General features: G+C 70.8%; 13 protein-coding genes. 8 read left to right on the forward strand and 5 right to left on the reverse strand.

Annotated features, from left to right (window positions below; translation table 11 throughout):
• Positions 1-180 precede the first annotated feature (180 nt).
• Together OG992_RS16570 and OG992_RS16575 are read left to right on the forward strand one after the other, a co-directional pair.
• Positions 181-849 carry a nucleoside triphosphate pyrophosphatase gene (locus OG992_RS16570; RefSeq protein ID WP_266303684.1) on the forward strand — a complete coding sequence of 223 codons (669 nt, stop codon included), beginning with the start codon at positions 181-183 and terminating at the stop codon, positions 847-849.
• A complete protein-coding gene (locus tag OG992_RS16575) occupies positions 846-1,499 on the forward strand; it encodes an O-methyltransferase (protein WP_238684440.1) in 654 nt (217 codons plus the stop codon). The genes OG992_RS16570 and OG992_RS16575 overlap by 4 nt, the downstream gene beginning before the upstream one ends.
• Before the next feature lie 71 nt (positions 1,500-1,570).
• Here the strand turns inward: OG992_RS16575 and OG992_RS16580 are convergent, their stop codons facing one another.
• From OG992_RS16580 to OG992_RS16590, 3 genes are all read right to left on the reverse strand, one after another.
• Positions 1,571-2,326, reverse strand: coding sequence for an ABC transporter permease (locus OG992_RS16580; protein ID WP_266303685.1), 756 nt, complete (start codon positions 2,324-2,326; stop codon positions 1,571-1,573).
• A gap of 18 nt (positions 2,327-2,344) precedes the next feature.
• Complete coding sequence (locus tag OG992_RS16585; protein WP_112601935.1) at positions 2,345-3,304, reverse strand: ATP-binding cassette domain-containing protein; 960 nt, start codon at positions 3,302-3,304, stop codon at positions 2,345-2,347.
• A gap of 121 nt (positions 3,305-3,425) precedes the next feature.
• On the reverse strand, positions 3,426-4,037 hold the full coding sequence (locus OG992_RS16590) for a PadR family transcriptional regulator (RefSeq protein WP_238684478.1): 612 nt from the start codon (positions 4,035-4,037) through the stop codon (positions 3,426-3,428).
• Positions 4,038-4,188: 151 nt separating this feature from the next.
• On the opposite strand from OG992_RS16590, the gene OG992_RS16595 reads away from it, so the two are divergent.
• The gene (locus OG992_RS16595) at positions 4,189-5,940 is read left to right on the forward strand and encodes a biotin carboxylase N-terminal domain-containing protein (RefSeq protein ID WP_238684443.1); all 1,752 of its coding nucleotides are present in this window, start codon (positions 4,189-4,191) and stop codon (positions 5,938-5,940) included.
• A gap of 43 nt (positions 5,941-5,983) precedes the next feature.
• Here OG992_RS16595 and OG992_RS16600 read toward each other — a convergent pair whose 3' ends face one another.
• Complete coding sequence (locus tag OG992_RS16600) at positions 5,984-6,877, reverse strand: LysR family transcriptional regulator ArgP (protein ID WP_238684444.1); 894 nt, start codon at positions 6,875-6,877, stop codon at positions 5,984-5,986.
• A gap of 70 nt (positions 6,878-6,947) precedes the next feature.
• Here OG992_RS16600 and OG992_RS16605 point away from each other — a divergent pair, with 70 nt between their 5' ends.
• Both OG992_RS16605 and OG992_RS16610 read left to right on the forward strand, forming a co-directional pair.
• Positions 6,948-7,544 carry a LysE/ArgO family amino acid transporter gene (locus tag OG992_RS16605; RefSeq protein WP_238684445.1) on the forward strand — a complete coding sequence of 199 codons (597 nt, stop codon included), beginning with the start codon at positions 6,948-6,950 and terminating at the stop codon, positions 7,542-7,544.
• 160 nt (positions 7,545-7,704) lie between these two features.
• A complete protein-coding gene (locus OG992_RS16610; RefSeq protein ID WP_238684446.1) occupies positions 7,705-9,144 on the forward strand; it encodes a GuaB1 family IMP dehydrogenase-related protein in 1,440 nt (479 codons plus the stop codon).
• Between the two features lie 124 nt (positions 9,145-9,268).
• Here OG992_RS16610 and OG992_RS16615 read toward each other — a convergent pair whose 3' ends face one another.
• A complete protein-coding gene (locus OG992_RS16615) occupies positions 9,269-9,829 on the reverse strand; it encodes a TetR/AcrR family transcriptional regulator (RefSeq protein WP_238684447.1) in 561 nt (186 codons plus the stop codon).
• Between the two features lie 83 nt (positions 9,830-9,912).
• On the opposite strand from OG992_RS16615, the gene OG992_RS16620 reads away from it, so the two are divergent.
• Genes OG992_RS16620 through OG992_RS16630 form a run of 3 tightly spaced genes read left to right on the forward strand, consistent with a single transcriptional unit; the run spans position 9,913 to position 12,594 of the window.
• The gene (locus tag OG992_RS16620; protein ID WP_266303686.1) at positions 9,913-10,359 is read left to right on the forward strand and encodes a DoxX family protein; all 447 of its coding nucleotides are present in this window, start codon (positions 9,913-9,915) and stop codon (positions 10,357-10,359) included.
• 25 nt (positions 10,360-10,384) lie between these two features.
• On the forward strand, positions 10,385-10,867 hold the full coding sequence (locus OG992_RS16625) for a MarR family winged helix-turn-helix transcriptional regulator (RefSeq protein WP_091394443.1): 483 nt from the start codon (positions 10,385-10,387) through the stop codon (positions 10,865-10,867).
• Positions 10,861-12,594 (forward strand): ABC transporter ATP-binding protein, encoded by a 1,734-nt coding sequence (locus OG992_RS16630; protein WP_210784443.1) that lies wholly within the window; start codon positions 10,861-10,863, stop codon positions 12,592-12,594. The genes OG992_RS16625 and OG992_RS16630 overlap by 7 nt, the downstream gene beginning before the upstream one ends.
• Positions 12,595-12,617 lie beyond the last annotated feature (23 nt).

The raw sequence follows: 12,617 nt of genomic DNA on the forward strand, positions 1-12,617 counted from the left end.
CTTTCAGGAAATCGCGGTGTCCGGGGCGACCGGATAGCGCGTTTTCCTGAAAGTCGAGTGGATCAAGGGCGCACGGGCCGCCCGACCACCCGGCCGCCCGACCACCCCGACCGCCGACCGCTGGGCCGTGCTGGGCGGGGTGTCGGTCTTGGTGGGGAGTTGGGCGGTAACGTCGGGGTGGTGTCTGAGACTTTGCCGCTCCGCCTCGTGCTCGCATCGGCGAGCCCTGCCCGTCGTAAGTTGCTCCAGGCTGCCGGCGTCGAGCCCGAGGTGCTGGTCAGTGGGGTGGACGAGTCCCTGGTGGTGACCGAGCGGGCCGAGGAGTTGTGCCTGGAGTTGGCTCGCCTGAAGGCGCAGGCGGTGTTGACCCGGCTGAACGCGACCGCCGGTCAGCGCACGTTGGTGATCGGCTGCGACTCGGTGCTCGCCTTCGACGGGGAGATCCTCGGCAAGCCGGCGGATGCGGCTGACGCGACCCGGCGGTGGCTGCGGATGCGGGGGCTCAGCGGCGTTCTCCACAGCGGGCACTGCCTGGTCGACGTTACTGCGGGCCGGCGCGCGGAGGCGGTCGCATCGACCACTGTCCACTTCGCTGACATCAGCGATGACGAGATCGCCGCGTACGTGGCCACTGGTGAGCCGCTGGCGGTGGCCGGTGCGTTCACGATCGACGGGCTGGGTGGGCCGTTCGTGGAGCGGATCGAGGGTGACCCGGGGACGGTGGTCGGATTGTCGATGCCGCTGCTGCGCCGGCTCCTCGCCGAGCTGGATCTGCGGATCACCGACCTGTGGACGACTGTCGCGCCGGGCGGCCAAACGGTCGAGCCGCTCGGTAACGTCCGGTCATGACCACCAAGTCGATCCCGCTCACCAACGAGCTGCACGCCTATCTGGTCGCACACGGCTCCCCGCCGGACGAGATCATCCAGGACCTGGCCGAGGAGACCCGGTCGGTGCTGCCGGAGCACGCCACCATGCAGGTGGCTCCGGAGCAGGCCGCGTTCCTGACGTTCCTCACCCGGCTGCTCGGCGTGCGGCAGGCCGTCGAGGTCGGCACGTTCACCGGGCTCTCGTCGCTGGCGATCGCCCGCGGGTTGCCCGAGGGTGGGCGACTGACGTGCTTCGACATCTCCGAGGAGTTCACCGGCATCGCCCGGCGCTACTGGGCACGGGCCGGCGTGCAGGATTCGATCGACCTGCGCATCGGCCCGGCCGCGGACGGACTGCGGGAGTTGCCGCACGAGCGGCACCTGGACTTCGCGTTCATCGACGCGGACAAGACCGGCTACCCGATCTACTGGGCGGAGCTGGTGCCCCGGATGCGTCCGGGTGGGGTGATCGCCGTCGACAACGTGTTGCGGGGCGGGCGGGTCATCGCCCCGCAGGACGCCAATGACCGGGCCATCGCCGCGTTCAACGACGAGGTTCTCGCGGACGTACGGGTGGACCCGGTGATGCTGCCGATCGCGGACGGCCTCACCCTCGCCCGGGTCCACTGACCGTCAGCAACCGCCTGACACTGATGTTGGGGTGTCCCCACCAGGGGACACCCCAAATCTCAAAGGCAGCGTCAGCGAACGCTGCGGGCGAACTGGCGGGCGGCCCAGTAGACGCCCAGCGCGGCGAGGACCGCTGTGATGCTGAGGCCCTGCCAGACCTTGTCGCTGCCCAGGTCACCGGCGAACAGTGCCCGGGTGCCGTCGACCGCCCAGGAGAACGGGTTCCAGTTGGCGACGCCCTGCAACCAGCCGGGTGCGAAGGTCAGCGGCAGCAGGATGCCGGAGAGCAGCAGCACCGGCTGCGCCACGGTGTTCATCAGCGGGGCCAGCGCGTCCTCGCTCTTGACCTTGAGGGCGACGCCGTAGGAGACGGCCGAGGTCATGAGGGCGATCAGGGCGAGCATCAGGTACGCCAGCAGCAGGTCCCCGATGAACACCCGCAGGTCGAAGATGAGCGCCAAGAGCGTGATGATGACGGCCTGCACCAGGAGCGAGACCACGTCGCGCAGCGATCGGCCGAGCAGCAGGGCGAGCCGACTGATCGGGGTGACCCGGGAGCGTTCGATGACACCGGCTCGCAGCTCGGCGATCAGGCCGAAGCCCTGGAACAGGCCACCGAAGATGGCCAGCAGCACCAGCAGACCCGGTACGAAGATCTTGTAGGCGGCGGCCTGGGTGGGCGCGTTCAGTGCGGGCTTGAGCAGCGGGGCGAAGAGCAGCAGGTACATGACCGGCTGGAACACGCCGACGAAGACCCAGACCGGGTTGCGTAGCAGGAGTTGAATCTGGCGTTGGAAGATCAGCCACGTGTCACGGGCGAATTTCATGAGAGTCGTCTCCGGTGGTCAGGACTCGCGCAGCGAGCGGCCGGTCTTGGTGAGGAAGACGTCGTCCAGGCTGGGTCGGTGCAGCTCGATCGAGCGCAGCTCCAGCCCGGCGTGGTCGAGTCGGCGCAGCACCTGCGGGATGGCGGTGGCGCCCTCGTCGACGTAGAGGCGCAGACCACCCTCGTCGACCGTCTCCAGCTTGTTGACGTACGGCTCGCCGTCGAGCGTCTGGGCGGCCTGTGGGGTGGCGGCCAGGTCGAGACCGACCAGCACCACGTCGCCGGAGATCTCCCGCTTGAGCTCGGTTGGCGTGCCCTCGGCAACGACCTCGCCGTTGTCCATGATCGCGATCCGGTCGCAGAGCGCGTCGGCCTCGTCCAGGTAGTGCGTGGTGATGAAGACGGTCATCCCGTCGGCGCGCAGCCGCCGGATCTCGTCCCACATGTGGGCGCGGCTCTGCGGGTCGAGGCCGGTGGTCGGCTCGTCCAGGAAGACGATCTTCGGCTCGTGGATGATGCCGAGGGCGATCTCCACCCGGCGACGCTGGCCGCCGGAGTAGGTCTTGCACTTGCGGTCGGCGTACTCGGTGAGCTGGAAGGCGTCCAGGGCGCGGGCGGCGCGCCGTTGCGCGTCGGCCTTGCTGATGCCGTACATCCGGGCGTGCAGCACCAGCTCCTCGCGGGCGGTGGACTCGTCCCAGGTGCTGCCGCCCTGCGGGACGTATCCGATGCGGCGGCGCACCTCGGCCGGGTCCTTGCGCAGGTCGGCGCCCGCGATGGTGGCCTCGCCGCCGTCCGGCTCGATCAGCGTGGCGAGCATCCGCAGCGTGGTGGTCTTGCCGGCGCCGTTCGGGCCAAGGAAGCCGAAGATCTCGCCCTTGGCAACGTCAAGGTCGACGCCCCGCACGGCGTCCACCGTCTTCGTCTCTCGACCCGCGCGGGAGCGGAACGACTTCCGCAGCCCCCTGGTCTCGATCATTTCTGCTCCTGGTCGTTCGGGCCGGTCGGGCCGGCCGTCGAGTGGGCGGACGCCGGACGGCGCACTCCCCCGCTGTGCCGCCAGCAGGCTAACGCGATATAGCTTTTTTAGTCAACGTTGATTATTCCGCGTCGGTGTCGGACGGCTCCACACCGTCCCTCCACCCCGACCAACCCTGCGCTTCATCCAGCTCAGCAGGCAGGTACGACACACCGGAATCGATCCGCTCGGCAATCCGCTCGCACCAGGTCATCTCCGCCTCCGCTCGCGCCGACCACAGCTCGAACATCCAGCCCACGTGCGCCGGCTTGCGATTGCGCACCCAGTCCGACTCCAGCGAGGCGCGCATGGACTCGACGCCGGCGCGCAGCAGGTTGGCCCGGTTACGCAGGGCGGCGGCCGCCTCGGCGCGCGGCATCGCCGGCAGGAAGGAGAAGGCCGCCACGAACGGGTCGGCGGGCTCGCTGATGGTCCACCAGGAGTTGCGCAGCAGCGTCTCGAACTCGTCCTCCCCCTTGACAGTCACCTCGTACGTGGTCCGCGCCGGACGGGCCCCCACCTGCTCGGTCGCGACGGCGCGGAGCAGCCCTTCCTCGGTGAGCTTGCGCAGGGCGTGATAGATCGATCCGGGCTGTACGTTCGCCCACTTGTCGGCGCTCCAGCTCAGCAGCTCACGGCGCACGTCGTAGCCGTGCACTGGCTGCATCCACCGCACCAGACCGAGAATCATCATCCGAGTCGAAGACACCCGATAAGCGTAATAGCCAAGTTTGACTAAACCGTGGCGGGTGCAGTGCGGCATCCCACACTGAGCGATCGTTAGGGCCGCCGGTGGGCGGCCGATACACTCCCCGTCAGTAACCTGCCCGGGAGGAGCCACGAAGGTGCGCAAGGTACTCATCGCCAACCGCGGCGAGATCGCCGTCCGGGTGATCCGCGCGTGCCGCGACGCCGGCCTGGGCAGCGTCGCCGTGTACGCGGACTCCGACCGCGACGCCCTGCACGCCACCCTCGCGGACGAGGCGTACGCGCTCGGCGGGGACAGCGCGACCGAGACCTATCTGCGCATCGACAAGTTGCTCGACGTCGCCGCTCGGGCCGGCGCCGACGCCGTACACCCGGGTTACGGCTTCCTCAGTGAGAACGCCGACTTCGCCCAGGCCGTCATCGACGCCGGGCTGACCTGGATCGGCCCCACCCCGCAGGCGATCCGCGACCTGGGCGACAAGGTCACCGCCCGGCACATCGCCCAGCGGGCCGGCGCACCGCTGGTCCCCGGCACCCCGGACCCGGTGGCCAGCCCGGACGAGGTGATGGCCTTCGCCGTCGACCACGGCCTGCCGGTCGCCATCAAGGCCGCCTTCGGTGGCGGGGGGCGCGGCCTCAAGGTCGCCCGCACGATGGAGGAGATCCCCCAGCTGTTCGAGTCGGCCACCCGGGAGGCGGTCGCGGCGTTCGGTCGGGGCGAGTGCTTCGTCGAGCGGTACCTCGACCAGCCCCGGCACGTCGAGGCGCAGGTCCTCGCCGACCAGCACGGCAACGTGATCGTGGTGGGCACCCGGGACTGCTCGTTGCAGCGACGTCACCAGAAGCTCGTCGAGGAGGCGCCCGCGCCGTTCCTCACCGACGCCCAGCGCGCGCAGATCCACGAGAGCGCCAAGGCGATCTGCCGCGAAGCCGGCTACCACGGCGCCGGCACCGTGGAATACCTGGTGGGCGTCGACGGCACCATCTCCTTCCTGGAGGTCAACACCCGACTCCAGGTCGAGCACCCGGTCACCGAGGAGACCGCCGGCATCGACCTGGTCCGCGAGCAGTTCCGGATCGCCGACGGCGAGAAGCTGCGGATCACCGAGGACCCGACGCCGCGGGGGCACGCGATCGAGTTCCGGATCAACGGCGAGGACCCGGGCCGCAACTTCCTGCCCGCCCCCGGCACTGTCACAGCGCTTCGCCTGCCCAGCGGGCCGGGCGTGCGGGTCGACACCGGCATCTCGGCCGGCGACGTGATCGGCGGCAACTTCGACTCACTGCTCGCCAAGGTGATCATCACGGGTGAGACGCGGACCGAGGCGCTGGAGCGCGCCCGCCGCGCGCTGGACGAGATGGTCCTGGACGGCATGGCCACCGCGCTGCCGTTCCACCGGCTCGTCGTGCGGGACGAGGCGTTCACCGCCGAGCCGTTCACAGTGCACACCCGGTGGATCGAGACCGAGTTCCACAACACCGTGCCGCCGTTCACCGCCGCCGCCGGCACCGCCGAGGCGCCGGCCGAACGCGACACCGTCGTGGTCGAGGTGGGTGGCAAGCGCCTCGAGGTCAGCCTCCCCGCCGGCTTCGGCGGGAGTACGACCACCGCGCCACCCGCCGCCCGCAAGCCGACCCGGCGCGGCGGCGGCACCAAGGCCGGCGCCCCGGTCGGCGGCGACGCGCTCACCTCGCCGATGCAGGGCACCATCGTCAAGATCGCGGTGGCGGACGGCGACACAGTGGCCGAGGGTGACCTGGTCGTGGTGCTGGAGGCGATGAAGATGGAGCAGCCGCTGCACGCCCACAAGGCGGGTACGGTCAGCGGTCTCAGCGCCGAGGTCGGCGCCGTGATCACCGCCGGTGCCCCCATCTGCACCATCGCCTGAGCGGCCCGACCCCGCACCATCGCCTGAGCCGCCCGGCGGGCGGTCAGCGCAGGGTTTCGGCGGCGACCGCGCGCACGGCCACGGTCAGGGCGTTCAGCACGTCCGACTCCAGCCGCCAGTGCTGCCAGTACAGCGGGACGTCCAGGTGTCGACCCGGTGCGAGGTCGACACAGTGACCGGCGGCCAGGTCGGCCTCGGCGATCTGTTCCGGCACCAGGCCCCAGCCCAACCCGAGCCGGATCGCCGCACTGAACGCCGGCACCGACGGTACGTAGTGCACGGGCGGGTCGAGCGGCCGACCGACCACCGCCCGGATGAACCGGTGTTGCACCCGGTCCTTCCGGTCGAAGACCGCCAGCGGGGTGCTCGCCAGCGCGGACGCGGTGAATCCTTCGGCGAAGTGGGACGCCGCGAATTCCGGGGCGGCCAACGCGCGGTAGCGCATGGCCCCGAGCCGCAGCACCCGGCAGCCCTGCACGGCCTCCCGCTGAGCGGTGACCGCCGCCGTCATCGAACCGTCGCGGAGCAACTCGGTGGTGTGGTCCTGATCGTCCTGCCGCAGGTCGAACGAGAGCCCGGCCCGCTGCGGCAACCGGGCCAGCGCGGCGGGAAACCAGGTGGCCAGCGAGTCCGCGTTGACCACCACGGCGACCCGGATCCGGCCGCCGCCGGCCAGCGGGCCGCGGGCATCGGTCAGCGCCTCCCGTTCGAGCAGCGCGAGCTGACCGGCCAGGCGCAGCAGCGGGCGGCCGGCGTCGGTTGCCACGCACGGACGGGCGCGGCGGACCAGCACCTGACCGACGGTCTCCTCCAGCGCCTTGATCCGTTGGCTCACCGCCGACGGCGTGACGTGCAGCAGCCGGGCCGCCGCGTCGAAGCTGCCCTCCGCCACCACCGCCGCGAGTGTCCGTAGCTGCGCCGAGTCGAGACCTTCCATTAGCTGAGCTTAAGTTGCTTCAGAATCTTTAGTTGGACTGGTGGCTGCCGACGGTCCTAGCGTCGACATCGTGCTCACCTCCGCCGTCGCCGGCTTCTCGGTCTCCATCGCGCTCATCGTCGCCATCGGCGCCCAGAACGCCTTCGTCCTGCGCCAGGGCCTGCGACGCGAGCACGTCGTGCCCGTGGTGCTGACTTGCGCCGCGTCGGACGCGTTGCTGATCATGGCGGGAGTGGCCGGGGTCGGTTCGCTGGTGACCGGCCGACCTGGCCTGCTGATGGCGATCCGCTGGGGCGGTGCGGCCTTCCTGCTCTGCTACGCGGTGCTCGCCGCCCGCCGCGCTCTGCGTCCCGGCGCCCTACTGCCCACCGATCGGCCGCCGGCCACGTTGGGGGCGACCCTGCTCGCCTGCGTCGCCTTCACCTACCTGAACCCGCACGTCTACCTGGACACCGTGCTGCTCCTGGGCAGCGTGGCCCAACAACACCCGCACCGGTGGGTCTTCGGTGCCGGCGCCGCACTGGCCAGCGTGGTCTGGTTCACCGCGCTCGGCGTCGGGGCGCAGCGCCTCGCGCCGCTGCTCGCCCGCGCCGTCGCCTGGCGGGTGCTGGACGCGGTCATCGCCGTCGTGATGGCCGGGCTCGCCGTGGCACTCCTGCTGGGCTGACCGATTCGTACCCGGCCGGGCTCGGCGTGGCACTTCCGCCGGGCTGCCCGGCTCATCCGGCGAGCACCGACGAGGCCGCCGGCACCACTACCAACGACGATGCGAGTGTTTTCCGCGACCACCGGCGGTGGAACGGACCGCGAGCGGGAATGATTGCCGGGTGCGGTTCCTTCACGGCGCGGCTCCCGCGCACGACCTGACCTATACCGACGTCTTCATGGCGCCGGCCCGCTCCGATCTGGGCTCCCGGCTCGACGTCGACCTCTCCACCGGCGACGGCACCGGCACCACCATTCCGTTGGTGGTGTCGAACATGACCGCTGTCGCCGGCCGGCGGATGGCGGAGACGGTCGCCCGCCGGGGTGCCATCACGGTGATCCCGCAGGACATTCCGATCGAGGTGGTGGCGAACGTCGTCGCCTGGGTCAAGCAGCGCCACCTGGTCTACGACACGCCCATCACGCTCGGCCCGACCGAGACCGTTGGCGATGCCATCCACCTGCTGCCCAAGCGCTCGCACGGTGCGGTGATAGTGGTCGACGACGCCGGCCGGCCGATGGGTGTGGTCACCGAGGCGGACACCACGGGCGTGGACCGCTTCGCGCAACTGCGTCACGTGATGTCCACCGAGCTGCACACCGTCCCGGCGGACGCGGATCCTCGTACCGGCTTCGATCTGCTCTCGGCGGGCCGTCGCCGACTCGCCCCGGTGGTGGACGCCGAGGGTCGGCTGGTCGGGGTGCTGACCCGGCAGGGCGCGCTGCGCGCCACCCTCTACACGCCGGCAGTGGACGACAGGGGTCGGCTGCGGATCGCGGCGGCCGTCGGGATCAACGGGGACGTGACCGGCAAGGCCGCGGCGCTGCTGGAGGCGGGGGTGGACACGTTGGTAGTGGACACCGCGCACGGCCACCAGGCACGGATGCTCTCCGCACTTCAGGCGGTCCGGAAACTGGACCCGGGGGTGCCGGTGGCGGCCGGCAACGTGGTCACCGCCGAGGGCGTACGCGACCTGGTGGAGGCGGGGGCGGACATCATCAAGGTCGGCGTCGGCCCGGGGGCGATGTGCACCACCCGGATGATGACCGGCGTGGGTCGACCGCAGTTCTCCGCAGTGCTCGACTGCGCGGCCGCCGCCCGCCAACTGGGCCGGCACGTGTGGGCCGACGGCGGGGTGCGGCACCCCCGGGACGTGGCGCTCGCGCTCGCCGCTGGCGCGTCGAACGTGATGATCGGCTCCTGGTTCGCCGGCACCTACGAGTCCCCCGGTGACCTCTACACCGACGCGGACGGCCGGCGGTACAAGGAGAGCTTCGGAATGGCCTCGGCTCGGGCGGTCAGCGCCCGAACCGCCGACGACAGCCCGTACGACCGGGCCCGCAAGGCGGTGTTCGAGGAGGGCATCTCCTCGGCCCGGATGCACCTGGACCCGGCCCGCCCCGGTGTCGAGGACCTGATCGACGAGATCATCGCGGGCGTACGCAGCGCCTTCACCTACGCCGGCGCACGGGACCTGACCCAGTTCCACGAGCGGGCCATCGTCGGCGTGCAGAGCGCCGCCGGCTTCACTGAGGGAATGCCTCTCCCCACCAGCTGGTAACCCCACCGCACCGCCCACCCTCGTTGATCATGAAGTTATTGCCTCCCGCATCGGCGTGTCCTGGCAATAACTTCATGATCAACCGGGGAAGGGTGGGGGGCCGGGGAAGGCCGGGGCGGGCGGGTTAGGTCGAGAGTCGGCGGAGGACTGCGCGGGCTGCCTCGCGGGGGTCGTCGCCCACCCGGTCGGGCAGTGCGCCGGCCAGCCAGAGGGTGGCGAAGCCGTGCGCGATCGACCAGGCCGCGAGCGAGTCCCGGTCGGTGTCGGCGGGCGCGCCGCCGCTGGACAGCGCCGCCACCCCGGAGCGGAGCGCGGCGCCGGCCCGTCCCCGCGCCGCGTTCAGCTCGGCGTCGTCGGCCCGGTAGAGCTCCGGGCGGAACATCACCTCGAAGTACGCCCGGTGCGTGACGGCGAAGTCGACGTACGCGACGCCGGCCTCCAACAGGTCGTCGTCCGCCTCGGTCAACGTCTGGGCCAGTAGGTCGAAGCCCTGCGCGGCGATCGCGGTGAGCAGGCCCGCCTTGTCGCCGAAGTGATGGGCGGGCGCGGCGTGCGAGACACCGGCCCGGCGGGCCAGGTCGCGCAGGCTCAGCGCGGCGGGTCCGACCTCCCCTACGGCCTCCAGCGCCGCGGCGAGCAGGGCCCGGCGCAGATCGCCGTGGTGGTAGGCGCGGGTGCCAGTCATGCGCGAATCCTATCTTGCCATTGACAAGATGACTGCCTGACGCGCAATCTTGTCACTGGCAAGTTTCACAGAGGAGGATTCCGATGGCACCCCTGATCGCCTTGATCGTCGGCACCGCACTGGCCCGGACCGCCGGCCTGGCCGGCATCTCCGCACTGGACGGCTGGCATCCCGCGCTGCGCGTCGGGCTGGCCGTGATGTTCACGCTCACCGCCGTCGCGCACTTCGTCGGCCAGCGCCGCGCCGACCTGATCGCGATGGTCCCGCCTCGGCTGCCCCGGCCGGACCTGCTGGTCACCGTGACCGGCGTGCTGGAGCTGATCGGCGCGGTCGGCCTCCTGGTGCCAGCGACCGCCCGTGCCGCGGCGGCCGGGCTCGGCCTGCTCATGCTCGCCATGTTCCCGGCCAACGTCTCGGCCGCCCGCCGCGAACTGACCCTCGCCGGCCGCCCGGTCACCCCGCTCGCACAGCGAACGGTTCTGCAGATCGTGTTCGTGGCCACCGCTGCGGTTATTTCGTTTGGCCCCTGACTATCAGGGAGCTAACCTGCCTGTCGTGGAACTCGTGACCCTCCAGGACGTGCCGCTCGGCCGGCTGCTGGTGGTGGCCGGGCACCTGGTCGGGCAGCGGTGGAACCGCTACCTCGCCGAGGAGCACGGTCTCACCCAGGCCGGCATGATCACCCTGATGACGCTCGCCCGACACGGCGAGTTGCCGCACCGGGCGGTCGCCGAGAAGGGGTTCGTCCGCCCGGCAACCCTGACCGGCATCGTCGACACGCTCGAGCGCGACGGCCTGGTCGAGCGGCAGCGCGACGACAACGACCGACGCAGCATCCGGCTCGCCATCACCCCGGCCGGGCGGGAACGGGTGGCCGCGCTCGGCGCGCTCATGCACTCCGGACGGCCCCTCACCTCGGTCGATGCCGACCCGGCGAAGGCCCAGGTGATCCGGGAGTTCCTGCTTGAGGTCATCGGCAGCGGAGACGACCCGCGGATGACCGGACGCCCTACCGAAACGAAGGACCCGGCGTGCTGATCAGACTCCTGCGCGGCCAACTGCGCACCTATCAGAGACCGTTGCTGGCGGTCGTGCTGCTCCAGTTCGTGGGCACCATGGCCTCGCTCTACCTGCCCAGCCTCAACGCGGACATCATCGACCAGGGTGTGGCCCGGGGCGACACCGACTACATCGTGCGCACCGGCGGCTGGATGCTGCTGGTCAGCCTGATCCAGATCGTCTGCTCGATCGCCGCCGTCTACCTGGGGGCCCGGGTCGCGATGGGCTTCGGCCGCGACGTACGCGCCGAACTGTTCGGGCACGTCAACCGCTTCTCCGCCCGCGAGGTGGCCCGGTTCGGGGCGCCGTCGCTGATCACCCGCAACACCAACGACGTGCAGCAGGTGCAGATGCTGGTGCTGATGAGCTGCACGATGCTCGTCGCCGCACCGATCATGAGCGTCGGCGGCGTGTTCATGGCGTTGCGCGAGGACGTCGGGCTCTCCTGGCTGATGCTGGTCAGCGTGCCGGTGCTGGCCATCGCCCTTGGCGCGATCATCCGTCGGATGGTGCCGGGCTTCCGGCTGATGCAGACCCGCATCGACACCGTGAACCGGGTGCTGCGGGAGCAGATCACCGGCATCCGGGTGGTCCGTGCGTTCGTCCGCGAGCCGTACGAGACGGACCGCTTCGGCGTCGCCAACGCCGACCTGACCGCCACCGCTCTGCGTACCGGCCGGTTGCTGGCGTTGATCTTCCCGGTGGTCATGCTGGTGCTGAACGTCTCCAGCGTGGCGGTGCTCTGGTTCGGCGCGCAGCGGGTGGACGCCGGCGCGATCCAGGTCGGCGCGCTCACCGCGTTCCTTCAGTACCTGATGCAGATTCTGATGGCGGTCATGATGGCCACCTTCATGCTGATGATGGTGCCGAGGGCGGCGGTCTGCGCCGAGCGGATCGTCGAGGTGCTGGACACCGACTCCTCGGTGGTCCCGGCCGCCGCGCCGGTCACCGAACTGCCCACCCGAGCAGAGCTGGAGCTGCGCGGGGTGCGCTTCCAGTACCCGGGCGCTGTGGAGCCGGTGCTGCGCGACATCTCCTTCCGGGCGACCCCGGGCACCACCACGGCGATCATCGGCAGCACCGGCGCGGGCAAGACGACGCTGCTGTCGCTGATCCCCCGCCTGGTCGACGTCACCGACGGCGCGGTGCTGGTCGACGGGGTGGACGTGCGGGAGCTGGCGCCGGACGAGCTGTGGCGACGCATCGGCCTGGTGCCGCAACGGCCGTACCTGTTCACCGGGACGGTCGCCAGCAACCTGCGCTACGGCAACCCGGACGCCACCGACGAGGAGCTGTGGACGGCGCTGGAGATCGCCCAGGCCCGCGACTTCGTGGCCCAGATGCCTGGTGGGCTGGACGCCCCGATCGCGCAGGGCGGCACCACCGTCTCCGGTGGGCAGCGGCAGCGCCTGGCCATCGCCCGGGCCCTGGTCCGGCAACCGGAGATCTACCTCTTCGACGACTCGTTCTCCGCGCTCGACCTGGGCACCGACGCGCGGCTGCGAGCGGCCCTGCGGCCGGTCACCGCGCAGGCGGCGGTGGTGATCGTGGCCCAGCGGGTCTCCACGATCATCGACGCCGATCAGATCATCGTCCTGGAAAACGGAGGGGTCGTCGGAGTGGGACGACATGCGGAGTTGTTGGACACCTGCCCGACGTACGCCGAGATCGTGGCCTCGCAGCAGACCTCGGAGGTGGCGGCATGAGCGAGCGTGACGAGTCGCGCGCC

The organism is Micromonospora sp. NBC_00362, from assembly GCF_026342155.1.
Lineage (GTDB): Bacteria > Actinomycetota > Actinomycetes > Mycobacteriales > Micromonosporaceae > Micromonospora > Micromonospora hortensis.

Coding starts and splice junctions, on each gene's coding strand:
- OG992_RS16575 (WP_238684440.1), top strand. CDS start 846: ATGACCACCAAGTCGATCCCGCTCACCAACGAGCTGCACGCCTATCTG.
- OG992_RS16580 (WP_266303685.1), bottom strand. CDS start 2,326: ATGAAATTCGCCCGTGACACGTGGCTGATCTTCCAACGCCAGATTCAA.
- OG992_RS16585 (WP_112601935.1), bottom strand. CDS start 3,304: ATGATCGAGACCAGGGGGCTGCGGAAGTCGTTCCGCTCCCGCGCGGGT.
- OG992_RS16590 (WP_238684478.1), bottom strand. CDS start 4,037: ATGATGATTCTCGGTCTGGTGCGGTGGATGCAGCCAGTGCACGGCTAC.
- OG992_RS16600 (WP_238684444.1), bottom strand. CDS start 6,877: ATGGAAGGTCTCGACTCGGCGCAGCTACGGACACTCGCGGCGGTGGTG.
- OG992_RS16615 (WP_238684447.1), bottom strand. CDS start 9,829: ATGACTGGCACCCGCGCCTACCACCACGGCGATCTGCGCCGGGCCCTG.
- OG992_RS16620 (WP_266303686.1), top strand. CDS start 9,913: ATGGCACCCCTGATCGCCTTGATCGTCGGCACCGCACTGGCCCGGACC.